Annotated in this window: 14 protein-coding genes and 8 pseudogenes; 8 read left to right on the top strand and 14 right to left on the bottom strand. The window is 68.0% G+C overall.

All coding sequences use genetic code 11. The annotated features are described in order from the left end of the window. Positions 1-8 precede the first annotated feature (8 nt). Both OG978_RS46605 and OG978_RS46600 read left to right on the top strand, forming a co-directional pair. On the top strand, positions 9-1382 hold the full coding sequence (locus OG978_RS46605; protein WP_326763346.1) for a glycoside hydrolase family 5 protein: 1374 nt from the start codon (positions 9-11) through the stop codon (positions 1380-1382). Positions 1383-1408: 26 nt separating this feature from the next. Continuing rightward, positions 1409-3364 (top strand): hypothetical protein, encoded by a 1956-nt coding sequence (locus tag OG978_RS46600; protein WP_326763347.1) that lies wholly within the window; start codon positions 1409-1411, stop codon positions 3362-3364. 418 nt (positions 3365-3782) lie between these two features. On the opposite strand, the pseudogene OG978_RS46595 reads toward OG978_RS46600, so the two are convergent. Together OG978_RS46595 and OG978_RS46590 are read right to left on the bottom strand one after the other, a co-directional pair. Then, positions 3783-3973, bottom strand: a pseudogene (locus OG978_RS46595) (IS630 family transposase); the annotation flags it as partial. Positions 3974-4128: 155 nt separating this feature from the next. After that, a pseudogene (locus OG978_RS46590) lies at positions 4129-4398 on the bottom strand (hypothetical protein); the annotation flags it as partial. On the opposite strand from OG978_RS46590, the gene OG978_RS46585 reads away from it, so the two are divergent. The 3 genes from OG978_RS46585 to OG978_RS46575 all read left to right on the top strand — a co-directional run bounded on the left by OG978_RS46585 (position 4397) and on the right by OG978_RS46575 (position 6114). Then, on the top strand, positions 4397-4603 hold the full coding sequence (locus OG978_RS46585; protein ID WP_326763348.1) for a hypothetical protein: 207 nt from the start codon (positions 4397-4399) through the stop codon (positions 4601-4603). The pseudogene OG978_RS46590 and the gene OG978_RS46585 overlap by 2 nt on opposite strands. 10 nt (positions 4604-4613) lie before the next feature. After that, a complete protein-coding gene (locus OG978_RS46580) occupies positions 4614-5231 on the top strand; it encodes a TetR/AcrR family transcriptional regulator (RefSeq protein ID WP_326763349.1) in 618 nt (205 codons plus the stop codon). Between the two features lie 88 nt (positions 5232-5319). Continuing rightward, positions 5320-6114: an SDR family NAD(P)-dependent oxidoreductase gene (locus OG978_RS46575; protein ID WP_326763350.1), complete on the top strand. Its 795-nt coding sequence runs from the start codon at positions 5320-5322 to the stop codon at positions 6112-6114. A gap of 152 nt (positions 6115-6266) precedes the next feature. Here OG978_RS46575 and OG978_RS46570 read toward each other — a convergent pair whose 3' ends face one another. From OG978_RS46570 to OG978_RS46545, 7 genes and pseudogenes are all read right to left on the bottom strand, one after another. Continuing rightward, the gene (locus OG978_RS46570; RefSeq protein WP_326763351.1) at positions 6267-6944 is read right to left on the bottom strand and encodes an IS6 family transposase; all 678 of its coding nucleotides are present in this window, start codon (positions 6942-6944) and stop codon (positions 6267-6269) included. Positions 6945-7102: 158 nt separating this feature from the next. Then, entirely contained in the window at positions 7103-7360 is a 258-nt protein-coding gene (locus tag OG978_RS46565) for a hypothetical protein (RefSeq protein WP_326769884.1), read from the bottom strand. A gap of 333 nt (positions 7361-7693) precedes the next feature. Beyond that, a pseudogene (locus tag OG978_RS48770) lies at positions 7694-7906 on the bottom strand (DUF3761 domain-containing protein); the annotation flags it as partial. Between the two features lie 82 nt (positions 7907-7988). Next, positions 7989-8396, bottom strand: a pseudogene (locus OG978_RS46560) (transposase); the annotation flags it as partial. Between the two features lie 23 nt (positions 8397-8419). Further along, on the bottom strand, positions 8420-9661 hold the full coding sequence (locus tag OG978_RS46555) for an IS110 family transposase (protein ID WP_326769885.1): 1242 nt from the start codon (positions 9659-9661) through the stop codon (positions 8420-8422). A gap of 428 nt (positions 9662-10089) precedes the next feature. Beyond that, positions 10090-10902, bottom strand: a pseudogene (locus OG978_RS46550) (IS110 family transposase); the annotation flags it as partial. Between the two features lie 286 nt (positions 10903-11188). After that, positions 11189-11317, bottom strand: a pseudogene (locus tag OG978_RS46545) (undecaprenyl-diphosphatase); the annotation flags it as partial. On the opposite strand from OG978_RS46545, the gene OG978_RS46540 reads away from it, so the two are divergent. After that, complete coding sequence (locus OG978_RS46540) at positions 11274-11423, top strand: hypothetical protein (RefSeq protein ID WP_326770308.1); 150 nt, start codon at positions 11274-11276, stop codon at positions 11421-11423. The pseudogene OG978_RS46545 and the gene OG978_RS46540 overlap by 44 nt on opposite strands. Positions 11424-11599: 176 nt before the next feature. Next, entirely contained in the window at positions 11600-12517 is a 918-nt protein-coding gene (locus OG978_RS46535; RefSeq protein WP_326763352.1) for an IS5 family transposase, read from the top strand. Here OG978_RS46535 and OG978_RS46530 read toward each other — a convergent pair. The 5 genes and pseudogenes from OG978_RS46530 to OG978_RS46510 all read right to left on the bottom strand — a co-directional run bounded on the left by OG978_RS46530 (position 12474) and on the right by OG978_RS46510 (position 15677). Continuing rightward, positions 12474-13007 (bottom strand): annotated as a pseudogene (locus tag OG978_RS46530) (hypothetical protein). The gene OG978_RS46535 and the pseudogene OG978_RS46530 overlap by 44 nt on opposite strands. A gap of 62 nt (positions 13008-13069) precedes the next feature. After that, positions 13070-13450 (bottom strand): annotated as a pseudogene (locus OG978_RS46525) (transposase); the annotation flags it as partial. 82 nt (positions 13451-13532) lie between these two features. Then, entirely contained in the window at positions 13533-14024 is a 492-nt protein-coding gene (locus OG978_RS46520; RefSeq protein WP_326769886.1) for an NUDIX hydrolase, read from the bottom strand. Positions 14025-14128: 104 nt separating this feature from the next. Continuing rightward, the gene (locus tag OG978_RS46515; protein WP_326763353.1) at positions 14129-14401 is read right to left on the bottom strand and encodes a DUF6225 family protein; all 273 of its coding nucleotides are present in this window, start codon (positions 14399-14401) and stop codon (positions 14129-14131) included. Between the two features lie 337 nt (positions 14402-14738). Continuing rightward, the gene (locus OG978_RS46510) at positions 14739-15677 is read right to left on the bottom strand and encodes an alpha/beta fold hydrolase (protein ID WP_326763354.1); all 939 of its coding nucleotides are present in this window, start codon (positions 15675-15677) and stop codon (positions 14739-14741) included. Positions 15678-15805: 128 nt separating this feature from the next. Here OG978_RS46510 and OG978_RS46505 point away from each other — a divergent pair, with 128 nt between their 5' ends. Continuing rightward, complete coding sequence (locus OG978_RS46505) at positions 15806-16441, top strand: TetR/AcrR family transcriptional regulator (protein WP_326763355.1); 636 nt, start codon at positions 15806-15808, stop codon at positions 16439-16441. Positions 16442-16562: the final 121 nt, after the last annotated feature.

Genomic DNA, 16562 nt, shown 5'->3' with positions numbered 1-16562 from the left:
TCATGGAAATGCTCACAGTATCCGGTGACCGGTTCGTCACCCCGTCCGGAAATCCAGTGACTCTGCGCGGCACCGGGCTCGGCGGCTGGATGATGATGGAGAACTTCCTCAACGGCTTCCCCGGCGCCGAGCACCAGGCCAGGGACGCGCTGCGGCATTCCATGGGCGCAGAAAAGGCCGACCGGCTGTTCGACCTCATCCTGGACGAGTTCTTCACCGACGCCGATGCAGCGCTGATCGCCCGCACCGGACTCAACTGCGTTCGCATTGCGGTCAATTACCGGCACCTCTCCGACGATGCCAACCCGTTCGACATCAAGGAGGACGGAATACGGCGGCTCACTACCGCCATCGACGCCTGCGCCCGGCACGGCATCTACACCATCATCGACCTGCATGCCGCACCAGGCTTTCAGAACCAGTCCGAGCACAGCGACAATCCGAGCCACCATGCCTGGCTGTGGCGCCACCGCCACTTCCAGGACCGAGTGGTGGCCATCTGGGAGGCGCTTGCGGACCGGTTCCGGGGCCGGCCCGAGGTAGCCGGGTTCAACCTGCTCAACGAGCCCGGCGATCCCACCGGCGAGGTGATCGGTCCGTTCTACCGCCGACTCGTCGACGCCGTACGGGCCATAGACCCGGACCATGTGATCTTCCTCGACGGCAACCGCTACGCCAACGACTTCGATGCCATCGGCAGTGGATTCGACAACACCGTGTACTCCGCCCACGACTACGCCCTCGCCGGAATCCGTGACGCGACCGAGTACCCGGGCGTAGTACGCGGACAGTATGTCGACCGCAGCTGGCTGGAGGAGCGCTTCCTGGAGCGAACCGAGCACTCCCGCAGAACGGGCACACCAGTCTGGGTGGGCGAGTTCGGGCCGGTCTATTCCGGCGACCCCGCAGTCGACAAGCACCGCTACGCCGTACTGCGCGATCAGCTGGAGATCTACCGTGAGCACGGGGCGAACTGGTCCATCTGGACCTACAAGGACACCCATCTGTCCGGGCTGGTGTCCCTCGACCCCGACTCACCCTGGTCCCGGCTGCTGCAGCCGATCAGGGAGAAGAAGGAGCGGCTGGGCACCGAGCCTTGGTCCACCGGCGAGGAGGGCATCGGCCACGCCCTCGCCCCGCTCGATGAGCTGATGGCCACCGAGTACCCCGACTTCGACCCCCAGCCCTTCGGCCAGCGCTGGTACGTGCGCAGGCTCGTCCGTGAACTTCTGCTCGGGGAGCCCATGCTCGCCGACTTCGCCGCCCTCTTCGCCACTGTCGACGACGCCGGCATCGCAGCTCTGGCCGGCTCATTCCGCGTCGACGCCTGTATACCTCGCACGCCGCTGGCGGAACTCCTCACTGAATTCACCCGCAGCTGAAACCACCTCTTCAGAAGGAGACACCAGTGCGACACCCGACCGACAGACCTATCCACACCGCGCCCGGACTCCCCGGCCTCAGCCGCCGCGCGCTGCTCGGAGCTGCCGGCGCCGCAGCGCTGCTGACCGCGCTGCCCGCCCGCCCCGCCGGCGCCACCGAGGGGACGACCGCCCTGCGGCTCCTCGACCCGCTGCCCCCGGGACTCCCCGACCGCACGCTGTTCGCCCCCGAGGAGCAGCGGTACGCGCCGTACCTGGTGACCCTCGCGCCGATGGCAAACGACATCGAGGATGCCGACCCGGCCACATACGGCTGGTTCAAGGGCGGCTGGTGGCGCACGCCGGACGAGCCGTACAACGCCCGGATCCAGGAGCACGTGTACACGCTGAGCTGGTTCTACGCCAACTCCCGGCCCTGGAACCCGTACGCCGGTGACCCGGCACTGCTGGCCCGCCTCGACGCAGCGCTCCAGCACTATCTGCGCCTGCAGCACGACAACGGCTCATGGCCGGAGTACCGCCCCACCGAATATTCCAGAGCGGCCACCGGTTTCGGACTCGGGTATCTGAGCAAGACGCTGCAGGTTCTGCGCACGGCCGGGGCCCTGCCCGAGCGGCAGACCGAGATCCGGACCGCCGTGCACAGAGCGATGGTGTGGTTCCTCGACCCCGGCAACACCACCGTCTGGCAGAACCCCCTGAGATACACCAACCACTACATCGCCGGCCTCGCAGGCGCGACTCTGAGTCTGCAACTGGACCCCGATGCCGCTTTGCAGACACGGCTGGCAGAACGCATCACCTTCATCGCAGACCGCGGTCAGAGCCCACAAGGTTTCTTCTACGAACCACGCGGCATGGATGTCGGCTACAACTTCGATGTCATGCTGCCGGACATGGCCGAGCTCTATCACCTCACCGGCGATCCGGCCATGCTCTCCATGGCCCGCAAATTCGCCCCCTGGCTCGGCTACAACCTGGTGTGGGAGCCCGATGGATCGGGCTACTTCACCAACGTCGCCGCCTCCGCCCGCACCAGCTCCCTCTCGTACGACGGGGTCATGCTGGAGCCCGACCGCACGCACCTCGGCTCGCTCTTCGTGCCTGAAACACCCGAGCTCGCGGCGTTCTTCACCGCCCGTGAGGACCGGGCGGACGCACGCGCCGCCTGGGCGGCGGATCCGAATCCCGTGCCGGTGCTGGAGCGCGGCAAGACCTCCCCGCGCGTCATCGCGCACGTCCCTTACGGCGATGGGTCCCCGACCCGTGCAGAGAAGAACGACGCGATCTCCGATCTGCCGTACCTGAGGCAGGACAACTTCGTCGAACTCCGCCGTGACGCCAAACAGGACTTCCTCTTCATCCGGCGCCCCAGCCTCTACCTGGGAACCTTCTTCGGCACCCGAGCCACCAGCCTCGTCCGCTCCGGCCTCACCTTCCTGTGGCACCCCGACGCAGGCATGGTCGTGTACTCACTCAACAACGGCGACTCCTGGGCCACCGAGCTCGACGGCGGCCGGCTCGACGCCAACAGCGACCTGACGGCCGAGTACTTCACCGGTGCGCCCACCGCACGGCCCTGGACCGGCGGCGACCTCTCCCCCGGCGAACCCTTCTGCATCCAGTATCGCACCCCCGACTCCGCGGTCACCACCGACGTCACTGTCGCCCAGCAGTCCGTGCGTCGCGTCGTGACCGCCGGCTCGGCGGCGAGCGAACTGATCCCGCTCGTGCTGCACCCGACCGACCAGGTGACCTTCACCGACGGCACGGAGGCGGCCTACGGCAGCGCGACTTCGGCTGCCGCGGACGGCCTTACCGTGCGCCGTGGCGACACCACGATCTTGATCCGGTGGGATGCCCCACGCGCCGCCAGCCTCACCAGCGGCCCCACCACGTTCCTGCGCGACGCCACCCGCCGCGCCCACCTACTCCGCATCCCGCACCCTGGCGCTCTCCACCTGACGATCACGTTCAGCTGAACCACACCAACGGGACGTCACCGGCGTCCCCGAAAGAATCGGACAGGCATGACGATTCGACCGTCTCAACGAAAGTCGACGGTTGCGTGGCTGCTATCTCGATGAGTATTCCTGGCATCGGGTGACCCGCTGGCTGCGTAAACGACATCCTCGTGTCCCGTGGGCATCCTTGTTCCGGCGTTTCCTCCCGGGGAAACGCCGGCCGAAGACGGGATCTCGCTGATCCAACCCCAAAAGGTTCCGGTGGTCCGCTACCGATATCGGAGGCGGAACATACCGACACCATGGACGCCAATACCGGCAGCCGTCGGCCAACCGGCGGCAAGAGCACGTGGAGAGCCGGATGCTCGGAGACGGGCACGTCCGGTTCGGCGGGCGGGCGGGCCGGGGAAACGGAACACCAGAAATGGTGTCACCGCGCCCCAGTCCGACCCGACTCATCCACACAGAACACCAATGCCCGTTCGGCGGGTCCAGGTAGAGGCCGACGACATCGTGGACCTTGTCGACGACGTACGGATCGGTCGACAGCTTGAAGGTCTTCTCCGAGCGGTGCGGCTGTGGGTCGAACGCCCGCCAGATCCGTGACACCGATGACTGCGAAAGTCCCCGACACTATGCCGCCCACGCGGGCCTGGTTCGCCCTTCAGCCCCTTTTCATTGTGCAGGGCCCCAGAGCGCCAGACCGTGGCCCCGCTCGCCGGGTAGACGACCATGCAATAGCCTTCTGCGCAGCGCTCCCAGCCATTGCGCCGCCCGCTGGCCAGGTCCACCGGATCGCCGTCGGCGATGCCCAGTTCGGCCAGGTCTTCGGGGTTGACCATGATGACCGGCGGGCGTAGTGGAAGCAGTTCGGCAGCCTCGCTGTCCACGACACTGGTCCAGCCGTGCCGCTTTTCGGCCCCTCGGACACGGTCCTGGGCGGCCAGGACCGCGTGGGGGAAACCGGCCTGTTCCCAGCCGGGACAGCAGCCGATCGCTAGCGCCGGCCGCGTCAGGGTGCGCGGCCTGGGCCCGGCGTACAGGGAGCGCATGGACGGGCAGAACCGCTTGGCTGAGACCAGCGGGCGGCGCCAGGGCCTCGTCGAGGGCGGTCTGGGCCGCCTCCACGATTCCCGGATCGGGCACCTGCATCCGGCCGGTCATGCCGAACACACCAGTTCGCCGCTCGCCGCGGCCGGGGCCCTCCGGGTGACGCGGCTCTTGATCAACTTGAAAAACCGACTCGAAGGTATTTAGTATTGGGGGCATGGGAAGGCCAGTGGATCAACTGACACCGAAGGGCGCGGCGACGCGCCGGGAGATTCTGCGCGCCGCCGCCCGTGTCTTCGATGCCAAGGGGTACGCCCTGGCCCGGATGGACGACGTGGTGAGCGAGACCGGCCTCACCAAGGGTGCCGTGTACTTCCACTTCAAGAGCAAGGCCGCCCTGGCCCATGCGGTCGTCGACGATCAGAAGCAGGGGATGCTTGCGCATGTGCGCAGGCAGCTCGAGGGGCTCGGAGGGCCGGCTGCGCAGGTACGCGGACTCGTCCCCGTCCTCGTGGACCTCGTCATCGCCGAACCCGCGGGATGGTCCGTCGTGCGGCTCGACCGCGAGCTCACCACCGAGTCACCGCAGGAACGCGCTCAGGTGTCCGTTCTCGCGGAGTGGGTCGGCCTGGTCGAAGAACTCCTTCTGGCCGGCGCCCGCGCGGGCGACCTGCACCTTCCGGCCGACGCCCACGTGCTGGCGACCGTATTCGTGGGCGCGTTCGACGGGCTGAAGGGCGTCCTCGAGGCCACGGGGCGCGCCACTCCCGAAGAGCTGCGCCGTGCAGCAGGCGCTCTCGCCGAAGTCATTGAGGCGACCATCGAAGCTCACTGAACGCGGGCAGGCCGGACATCACGCACGTCGGCCACGTCGGCCTTTTCATCGCCAAGAAAAAAACCTTCAAGTCGGTATGGAGACAGACATGAACTACTCGGACACTCTCACCTCCCAGCTGGCCGTCGTCACCGGCGCTTCGTCAGGGATCGGCGCCGAGTTCGCCCGACAGCTGGCCGCCCGCGGTGTGGACCTGGTCCTCGTCGCCCGTTCGAAAGACAAGCTGGAGGAGCTCGCCTCGACCCTGCGGACCAAGCACGGCGTGACCGTCAGACCCATCGCCCTCGACCTCTCCCTGCCCGACTCCTCCGAGACCCTCGCGCGCACGCTCGACAAGCAGGGCGTCGTGGTGGACATCCTCATCAACAACGCCGGCTTCGCTTCCCACGGCGACCTCGCCGAGGCCGACCCCGGCCACATGGCGTCCCAGGTGCAGCTCAACGTCGGCACGCTCGTCGGCAACACCACCCGGCTCCTGCCCGGCATGGTCGAGCGCGGGCGCGGCACCGTCATCAACGTCGCCAGCACGGCCGGATTCCAGGCGGTGCCGCACATGGCGGTGTACTCCGCGACGAAGGCATTCGTCCTGTCCTTCACGCGTTCCCTCTGGGGCGAGACCCGCGGCACCGGTGTGACCGTCCTCGGGATCTGCCCGGGCGCCACCGACACCCCGTTCTTCGACGTGGCCGGTGACAACGCGTCGGTCGGCAGCCGGCGCACACCGCAGCAGGTCGTCGCCACAGCACTCGCGGCGCTCGGCGGACGCAAGGCGACCGTCGTCGACGGCGCCGGCAATGCCCTGGTGTCACGCGTCGTCAGCCGCCTGGTACCCGAGCGCCCCCTGATCCGCATCGCCGAACGCAGCGTACGCCCCAGCGCGTGAAAGGCCCGCTGGCGAACCGTGAACGCAACGTCGTCGTCCAGGGCGAAGACCTCGGACGGTGGGTGAGTGCGCAGCGGGGCGTTGTCACGTTGGTGCGGTGTTGATCGATTGAGGGCGCGTCAGGGTGTGTAGGGGTCGGGTGGGGGCCTGGCTTACGCTGCGATGGGCTGGTCGGTGGCGCCGGTGATCTCGTCCCAGATGGTGAAGCGGGTGGTCATCTCGGTGCGGTATTGGGTGGCGGTCATCAGGTGGCGGCGTGGTCGGAAGTGCGGTGAGATGCCGCTGAACGCGGACAGGAACCGCTGGGCCCCGCCGGTACTGCGGAAGCCCTTCATCGCGCGTTCGTGCTGCCTCGTCGGCTGATGGCTGTTCTCGGCCCGGTTGTTCAGACCCTTGTGGGCGCGGTGTTCTACGGAGGGCATGACCTCGCGGTGGGCCGCGCCGTAGGAGCGGAGCTTGTCGGTGACGATCACCCTCGGCACCGAGCAGGTCTTCTTGAGCAGTTTGTGGAAGAACCGCCTGGCCGCAGCCTTGTCCCTTCGGCCCTGGACCAAAATGTCGAGCACGTTGCCATCGGCGTCGACGGCCCGCCACAGGTACTTCAGCTCACCGTTGATCCTGAGGAAGACCTCGTCCAGGTGCCACTTGTCACCCGGCTGCACACGCCGGCGGCCCAGGCCGTTGGCGTAGGCCTGCCCGAACTTCGTACACCAGCGGCGGACCGTCTCGTGGGAGACGATCACGCCGCGCTCGAGCATCAGCTCCTCGACCTCGCGGAACGACAGCGGGAAACGGAAGTACAGCCACACGCAGTGCGCAATGATCTCCACCGGTTACCGGTGCCCCTTGTACGACGGCGGCGCGCTGTCCACGGACGCCCCCTCCCAGCACGACCAACCAGAAGATCATCCCAGGCCGGTCAGTCAACGTGACAGTGCCCGGGCGAGGGCTTCACGGTGGGTGATCACGACGACAGCGCGCTCGGTTGTCAGTCGGCCACGGTGTGCAACGCCTCAGATGCGGTCTCCTGGTCGTCGTGCTCGTAGTTGGCGAGGGCCAGACCGATAGCGAAGAAGGTCGGCGCCCACTCGCCGACGAAGATGCCCCAGTGATCTGCACGCCCCGTCCGGCACTCCGCTTTCAACGACCCGGCCCACGAGGCAACGGCCAGACCGACGGAAAGGAAGCCGGCGCAGTACGCGTGCTCGGACTTCAGGCCCTTCTCGTGCAGCACTTTGATGATCATGGCTCTCCCGAGAGTCAGATGGCCCCCATCCACCGTCGCGCAGGAAACCGTCCGCTGCACCTGGGGCAGGCGGTCACTGAAAACCGGGCCCGAATCCCAAGACACCCAAGGACATCGGCGCCTGGCTCGACTCGTGGCCGATCCCGTTTCCCTCGCCCGAAACAGCAGCCGGTGAGGGCGAGTGGGGCGGTCTCCTTCGCTCGGCGAACCTGAGGCGCGTGTCGTGATGTGCCACCACCACACGTGGACGGCTCCGTGGTGGCCGAGCAGGTCGATCGCGCACCAAGTAGTCTCCAAGCAGCTGTACTTGTACCTGTACCGAACACCGCCGTGGCGGCTGCAAGTACCGCGGAACGTCTTCGAGGAGCTGTAGGCCCCGTCCTTGCATTGGGCGGTGACACCCGCCGGGGTGCGCGCTGCCGGCCTTGCACACGCCGGTGGCGCGGGGCGCGCACGCGGCCGTCGCCTCGGCCTGAACAGCCGGGACCAGGAGCGCGGCGGCGACGGCGAACGCGGTGCCCCCCACGCCCTGACGACGCGGAGCAATCTCGCTTTCTGGCGGGGGGTGCCTCTATGTTCTTCGTCAACCCCAAGGTGCCGGTTCTGGGGTGGTTTGCCGGGGTGGGGTTCATGCGGTTGCTGGGGTGTTGGTTCGGGGTTCGCGGGGCTCGTAGAAGGTGCCGTCTCGGAGCATGGCGAACAGGACGCTGATGCGTTGGCGTGCGAGGCGGAGGAGGGCCTGTGTGTGGGTCTTGCCGCGGGCGCGTTGTTTGTCGTAGTAGGTGCGGGAGACGGGATCGGCGTTCATGCAGGCGAAGGCGGAGAGGAACATGGCGCGTTTGAGCTGCCGGTTTCCTCCTCGGGGTGCGTGTTCGCCGTGGATCGATATGCCTGACTGCTTGGTGGTGGGGGCGAGGCCGGCGTAGGAGGCGAGGTGGGCGGCGGTGGGGAAGCCGGTGCCGTCGCCGACGGTGGTCAGCAGGACTGCGGCGGTCCTGACGCCGACTCCGGGCATCGAGGTCAGGACCGGGGAAAGAGACATCCGATGCAGTTGATCTGTCAAGCGGCGATGGTGAGTTGTGGGGTTGACGGTGCGGGGAACGCGGCGAGCTCGTCATAGCGGGTTCGCTTGGTAAGGCAGTGGTGGAGGCAGCCGAGCATGCGGTTGAAGAGGTTGCGCTGAGCGGCGGTGTGACGGTCTCCATCGGCTCGCCGCCGGTCGTAGTGGGCCCGGGCTCCGGGTGAAGCGGTCAGGCTGGCGAAGGCCCAGACATAGCCGACCGAGGCCAGACGCTGGTTCTTGACCCGTCGGGCCATGACCGCGAGGCTCCTGCCGGACGCCCGGGTGACCGGTGCGGCTCCGGCGAAGGCCTTGAGCCCTCTAGCGTCGGTGAAGCGGGATCGGTCGTCACCGATCTCGGCGAGCACCCGGGCGCCGGTGAGAGCCCCGAGCCCTGGAAAGCTGGTGATGACCTCGGCGTCCGGGTGCGTGTCAAAAGACTCCACCGTCGCTTCGGCGAGGTCGTCGACACTGGTGCAGGCGGCATCAAGTTGTCTGAGCAGGGCGATGGCCTGGCGGCCCATGGCCTGCTCGACCTGCGGAGGCTGGCGCATCTGCGGGATGCGCAGTGCGTCTCGGAGCCGTTCGGCTTCCGCCTCGATGCCGCGTTGGCGGCCGGCCCTTTTCAGGAGCGAGCGCAGCTGGACGCGGGTGAGCCTGGCCGCCTGTTCGGGTGTGGGGGCCGCGGCCAGGAGGACGCGGGCGACGTTGCTGCTGATTCCTTCGCGGTTGTGCTGGAAGGTCGCGAGGAAGCCGGGGAAGCATTCGCGCAGGTGGGAGCGGAGTTTGTTGCCCGCTTGGGTGCGGTCCCAGACCGCGTCCTGCTGAGCGCGGGCCAGGACGGCTATAGCGCGGGCGAGTTCGCTGTCGTCGGGCAGCGGCCGGTGGGCGGCCTTGTCCGTGCGCAAGATGTTCGCGAGCACCATGGCGTCGAGGTGGTCGGACTTCTTGCGGGTGACCGTATGCCGGTCGCGGTAGCGTGCGGCGGCCATCGGGTTGATCGCGTAGACGGGCCGGCCGGTGGCTCGCAGGCAGGCCACAAGGAGGCCGCGGGAGGTCTCGATCGCGACAGGAATCAGGGTGTTCGCGCTGTCGCCGTGAGCGGTGAGGAGACTGAGGAGCTGGTGCAGGCCCTCGAGGTCGTCGTTGATTCGGGCCCTGGATAACAAGGTGCCCTCGTGGTCGATCAGAGCGACATCGTGGTGGTCGCTGGCCCAGTCGATTCCGCAGGTGACGGTCATCGTGGCGTGTTCGTCCTCTCGGTCTGGGGTGTCCTGCTGGTCGCAGCCGTGCGGGGGCACGCGTCTCCCTAATGGAAGGGCTCGATGGCCCTGCATCCGATTAGCCGTTCGTGACCCCAGCGACTCACAGGGCCCTCGGTCTGCTCCAGAGCTCGGCGGCTCCAGGCGTGGTGAGAGGTGACCCCTGTGGGCGGCTCGGACCACAAACTTCAACGATCCGATCATCGGACTGGATGCGGTGGGGTACGGACTCGTGACGCTGGACGGCACCGGAGGCCGACTCTTGACCAAGGGATCCAAGTCCCTGGGGGTGTGCGCGGCTTCTCCGGCACCGACCACCGTCACGAGGGTGATGCGGGGCCCGCAGTCTCTTTCAAGGCGTCGACGGGCCGGGGTGGGCCTGGCGGTGCCCCGCATCACTGCCCATTAGGGTGGGCCTCCAGCAGGGTGTTGATCTGGGCTTCCAGGGCCCGGCGTTGTTCGTGGACGGCGGCGAGCGAGCGGGCCAGGGAGGGCAGGACGATGTCGAGGGTGCCGGTCCCCGGGACCACGACGGTCTGCTCGTCCAGGGCGTCGAAGACGTCGTCGATCAGCCGTCCTGCCATGCGCGGGGCCTTGGGGCGGACGAGCTCGACGAGGCGGCGGCGTCCGGCTTTGCGTAGGGCGGCCGGCGAGCCGTGGCGTTCCAGCAGCCAGGTGACGGCCTGGTGGTCGAGACGGGGGCCGAGGACACGTTCCAGCGAGGGGTGGAACTGGGTGAGCAGGCCGCGTATCCGGTTGCTGGTGCGGGTGGCCTCGGCCGCGAGGTCCTGGTCGAAGCCGGCGAGGACGGTCAGCTCGGCGGTGATCTCGTCGGTGAGTTCCAGGGTTCGCAGGGTGTGCGGCATGGTGCGGGCCGCGTCCGCGATGACGGCGGCGTCGCGGGCGTCCGTTTTGGCCTCGCCGGGGTAGAGGTCGGCGATCCGGCGCATGGCCAGGCCGGGCAGGTAGGCGACCTTGCAGCCCGTGTCCCGGGCGACGGCCAGGGGCAGGGCTCCGATGGAGGCGGGCTGGTCCACGATCACCAGGACGGTGCCGAACTTGGCGGCCAGTTTGTCGAAGACGGCCCGCAGTTTCGGCTCGCTGTTGGGCAGGGGCTTGTCGAAGACCTTCTTGCCTGCCGGGGTGAGCCCGTGGCCGTGATGGGCCGTCTTGCCGACGTCCAGGCCGAGGAACACGCCCACGTCTTCGGTTTCGAACATTGTTCCCTTCCAGGGGAGTTGAACGTGCCGGCCTCGGCGTCGGTGTCGTACGCGCGCATCCACGTTATGCAGACCTGCCGCCCGCGAGCTGTCCGGCATTGCGCCGGACCGGGCGGTGGCCGGACCTCTCATCAGCGTCTCCGACGGCACCTCCCGGGCCCGGTGACACCACCCCCCAGGTCATCCGTTCGACAGGGGGACACAGTCATGCCGGGCCCGGAGGCCAGCGGCCCTCTTGCAGGACCGCGAAAAACATAACGGGGGGAGGCAGGGGATGGAGAGTGGATCACCCGGCAGACTCGCCTGCGTGCGGGCTCAGGACTCCCGCGCCGACCAGGACAAAAAGCAAAATGCCCAGAATGATCCGGTAGATGACGAACGGCATGAAGCTCTTGGTCGTGATGAACTTCATGAACAGGGTGCTCGACGGCTTGTTCATTGCCCCCGCCCAGCCCGCCCAGCCCGCCGCCCAGAAGGCCAGGCGCGAGGCCCGCCAAGAGCCGAACGCATCGGGTACCTGATCTCATGGGCGCCACATGGTGATCCCGCCGCTCAGAAGCTGTTGTCTTTTCGATCTTGAGCGGTGGCGGTCGAACGTGGATTCCCGGTTGGGTGATCCTGCCGTGGCCAGGGCATGAAGACGGGACCTCCTGAACAGCTCGTGGGTGTCGAATCCATAGAGCAACAGGAGGCCCCGATGCCGCAGTCTTCCGTGCCGACGGCCGGGCAGTCCAACTCGGCTGCTCCATCGTGTGATTGCCTCGCGCACGTGTACGGCAACGCGGCCGACCGGCCCGCGCGGCAGCGCCGGTACCCGACGGACATGACGGACGGGGAGTGGGCTGAGGTCCGGCCGCTGCTGCCGGTGCCGGGCTGGATGCGCGGGCGGGGCGGCCGGCCGGAAGGGTACTGCCACCGCGCGCTGCTGGACGCGGTCCGGTATCTCGTGGACAACGGGATCAAGTGGCGGGCGATGCCCGCCGACTTCCCGCCGTGGGACCGGGTGTATGCCTTCTTCCGCCGCTGGCGCGACCACGTGCTGGTCAAGGAGTTCCACGACCGGCTGCGTGCCAGGGTCCGCGAGAGGCTGGGCCGCGATGCGGAGCCGAGTGCGGGTGTGATCGACTCGCAGTCCGTCAAGGCGGACGCCGTCGTCGGCGTGGACAGCCGCGGCTTTGACGGCGGCAAGCTGGTCAACGGGCGCAAGCGGCACGTCGTGGTCGACACCCTCGGCCTGCTGCTGGGCGTGATGGTCACCGCCGCGGACACCGGCGACCGCGCTGCCGCCCACGTCCTGCTGAGGCAAGTGGCCGACTCGCACCACCGCCTCGCCCGCGTCTGGGCCGACGGCGGCTACACCGGCAGCCTCGTCGAGCACTGCCTGGCCACGCTCGCCCTGGTCCTGGCGATCGTCAAACGCAGCGACGACATGCGCGGCTTCGTGGTGCTGCCCAAGCGGTGGATCGTCGAACGGTTCTTCGCGCATCTGATGCGCACCCGCCGCCTGGCCCGCGACTTCGAGCGCCGCACCACCAGCGCCGAGGCGATGATCTACTGGTCGATGACCCTGCTCATGACCCGCCGCCTGGCCCGGCCACACCCGCAGCGAGCGTGAACCGGCCCGGCTGCCGCTCGGCCAGTCAGCCGCGCGCGACCAGACGTTTCGCCTTCGACCGCAGCGCCTCCACCTTGGCCGGCACCGGGTCCACGCCGAACACCGCGGCCATCTCCTGGCAGGTCAGCGGCCCTTGACCGAGCCGGGCCCGGTCCGCGAGAGCCTGCAGAATGCGCTGGTAGTCCACCGACAGCGCCGCCGAGGAAAGACCGTCACGCCACACCGGCACCTGCGACTTCGGCTTCGCCGCCTCCCCAGACACTGACCGCGCCTCCGCGTCCCGCGGATCCTCGGGGACCTCCGTTTCGGCGGTGCCGCCGACCGGAGCCAGCACCGCATCGACCCGCCTGCGAGCGATCGCCCACTCCTGCCATTCCAGCTCGGCCGCAGCCAGCTCGGCCTGGATGCGGTCGGCCTCCGCCCGCAGCCCGTCGACTCGACGCCGAGCAGCGAGTTCGTGTTGTTCCAGCAGTCCAACAACCGACGGCATCCGCGACCTCCCGGGGAACGACGACCCGACAGGCCACCACTCCCACGAACCCACCACTCCTATCCCCGACCAGCGGAAACACGTCCATCACGTCCGGAAAGACAACAGCTTCTGACGTGCGAACCGTCGATCGCAGCGTCATCCATCTCCAGCAGACCTTCTCTGCGTAGTTCTGCAAGCAGGACCTCATGCAGGCGGGGCCATACGCCAGCCTCGGTCCAGTCCCGCAGGCGCCGCCAGGCCGTCACCCCACTGCAGCCGACCAGCTCTGCAGGTACATCCCGCCAGCTCACACTCTTGCGCAGCACGTAAACGATGCCCCGCAGGGCAGCACGGTCATCGGCGGGCAACCGCCCGGGATACCGCTGCCGACGAGGCGGACGAACCGGCAGCAGCGGGGCTATGCGCTCCCACAAGTCATCAGGCACAAGATCAGCAGACACCCGGCAGATCCTGCCGACGCAACACCTAAGTGCCAAGCCAACACACCGATCTCATTCTGAAACGATCAGTAAGGACGTGCGCTCAGCCGTCTACGGGGATCGGTCGGTCCGGTGGGCCGTCGGTCAGCAAGGACGCCAACAGTTTCGGCAGCCCAGCCGGCCGCAATACATCCGAGGTCGCGGCCAGTTCCGCTACGGTCCACCAGCGGTGCCCAGTGATCGCGGCCTTCTCGATCTCCTCGAAAGCCGAGGTATCGACCTGGAACGCAGGCACCCGGGCCATGTAGTAGCGCTGGCGAACCTCATAAGCGACGCTGCCCCGGACCGCTGTCCACGGACGCCCTCGCCAAATCTCCGGACCCAGCGAGAGGTTCGTCAGCCCGGTTTCCTCCTGCAACTCCCGCAGGGCTGCCTGCTCGTGGCTTTCGCCTGGCTTGAGCCCGCCTCCAGGGGTGAACCACCGGACGGAACCGTCCCCCTTGTTCAGGGCGGAGAACAGCAGTAGCCGACTGACGTCGTCCAGCAACACCACGCGCGCGCTCGGGCGCGGCACCAGGCTCCCCTCCGGTTTCATCACCTCGTCAGATTAGAGCCGCTGTCCCTGGGCGACCAACGGAGTTGGTCACCGGGCTGAGCTTTCACGCAATTCCGGTCAGAGCCGGATTCAGGTTCACAGGTTCAGTCGAGCAGGTCGTACTCTCCGGGCGTCCAGTCGGCAAAGAGAGTGAGCGCCTTCTCCTTCTCTGCCCGTTCGGGCGTGGTGCCAGTGGCCGGCCACCAGTTCTCCACGTGGTCGGCGTCGACGAGGACGGATTCGCGGTACCCGCCGAAGTCGCCGGGGTCTTCAGCGACACCAATGTGAATGGGGGTGTCGTCGGGCAGGTCCTTGAGTGCTGCGCGGAGCTGCGCGGCGTTCCATACCTGCGGCGCGTGGTCAAAGACGTCGGTCATGCGCACAGAGTGCCGAACCAGGCGGCGTTGCTGGTGGAGACACGGCTGTACCCCGGGCCAGAGCGCTGATCCGGGGTACAGGGGACTGGGGTGAAAAGCTGATCACCGGTGGTGAAGCAGGCCCAGCCGGTGGATACCGTACCGGGCGGCCTCGAGGTCGGTCCGCTTCGGGGAGGGTCCAGCCTCTCGGGCCAACGGTGTCGACTCTCGCCTATTCGGGGCAGGCGATATCCGTCACCAAGGCCACGTCTCCTCGCCGTGGTCCTGGTCGTACCACCGCTGCACCTGCACTGACTGCAGCCGCCACACCTGCGCCAGTGTTCCCCAGCCGCAGGTCCTACGCGTCGACTGCGGCCGGGTCGAGGGAGTCGACATCCTCCATGAAGCTCAGCATCCGGGCGTTGACCACGTCGGGATGGTCGATCTGCGGTCCGTGGCCCGTCGCGGCGATGATCTCGGCACGGGCCCCGGGGATCAGGCGCGGCACCCGCTCCAACTGCCGTTGCGGGTGTACCAGAAGGCTGCGCTTGCCCATGATGACGTAGAGCGGGGTCCGGATGGAGCGCAGTGCATCCTCGGCCAGCGGCAGCGGTGCGGGGCGGCGGATCCTGAAGGCCCGGGCGCCCACCTGGACCCACTTTCGCAACTCGGGAACGGCGATGACCGGCTGCTCCAGCCAGGAGGCGAGGCGGGGGCGCAGCGCCTTGGGGGCGAAGCTGGCGAAGAGGCTCACGAAGACCCAGGCGAAGAAGCGCAGGCCTACCTTCTCCAGGCCGCCGGGGTCGAGGGCGGTGACCGAGGCGAGCCGTCCGGGTCGGCGGTGCGCCTGGTTGAGCACCAGCCAGCCGCCATATGAGGAGCCGACGAGGTGGACCCGGTCCAGGCCGAGCGCGTCGAGGGCCTCGTCCATCCACTGGGCGGCACGCTCGGGCTGCCACATGGGCTCCCGGTGCACGCTGCGCCCGGCGTCACCTGGGGTGTCGAGCGCGTAGACGGGCCGTTCGCCGCTGAGCGCGGGGGTGTTGGGGTACCACATCGCCGAGCAGTAGCCCGCGCCGTGGATCAGGACGACCGGCGTGCGGGATTCGGCGGCGGGGTCCGAGGGGCCGTACCGGTAGACGTGCGTGGTGCCGAAGCTCGTCTCGACGTCCGTCTCGGAACGAACGGGTGCGCCCATCGCGTAGAGGACGTCGCTGGCGGCGAAGTAGCGGTCGCGCAGGGTGTCGTTGACGTAGCGGCCGACGTCGCGGCGCACACGGGTCGTGTTCTCGGGCACGGGGCACCTCCGGGAAGATCCGTTCTTCGTAATACGACCGTACCATGATGGTGGTACGGCGGTACCATGAAGGGGTCCGGAGAGAGCGGACGGCGAACCCCACCACCGACGGGCGGAGACACCGGCACATGCCAAAGCGTGTGGATCACGAGGAGCGGCGCACCCAGATCGCCGATGCGTTCATCCGGGTCGCGGGGCGGCGAGGACTGCACGCCGTCGGCATGCGCGACGTGGCCGCGGAGGCCGGAGTGTCACTCCGGCTCGTGCAGTACTACTTCGAGACCAAGGAGAAGCTGCTTTTCTACGGGGTCCAGCACCTGACCGATCGCTTCACCGCACGGGTGGGCACCCGCCTGGCTGCCGCCGGCCCGGACCCGGGCCCCCGCGCGACTATCGAGGCGATCCTCGTGGCGTCCCTCCCCACCGACGAGGAGAGCCGCACCTTCCACCTCCTCTACAGCTCCTACTCGATCCTGTCCGTGACCAATGAGGCGCTGGCTGCTCAGCCCTTCCTCGACAACCCCGACGCCGCGGAAAACGCCCTGACAGGCTTGCTCGAACAGACCCAGGCATCAGGCCTGGCCGGTCCCGACATCGACGCACGCACGGAGGCGATCAGTCTGCTTGCGATGGCGGCGACCATGGGCACCAGCATCCTCGTGGGCCAGCGGAGTCCGGAGTCGGCCATCGAGGTACTCCATCATCACCTGGACCGGATCTTCGTGACCGTCGAGACGTCGGTGGCTGGGGAGAATCCAATCTGACGTGCCGTTGCGGCAGTTGTGGCACGCGGATAGTGCGCGACTCTGAAGGATTCAGGCAACACATCCGGCGCCGCTGCAAACGCCCCGCTCGGCGACGCTAACGCCTCGACCCACAGGTTTT

This window comes from Streptomyces sp. NBC_01591 (genome assembly GCF_035918155.1).
In the GTDB taxonomy this organism is placed as follows: domain Bacteria; phylum Actinomycetota; class Actinomycetes; order Streptomycetales; family Streptomycetaceae; genus Streptomyces.
Note: the sequence above shows the minus strand (reverse complement) of the source record. Positions and strands in the feature narration are given on the sequence as shown.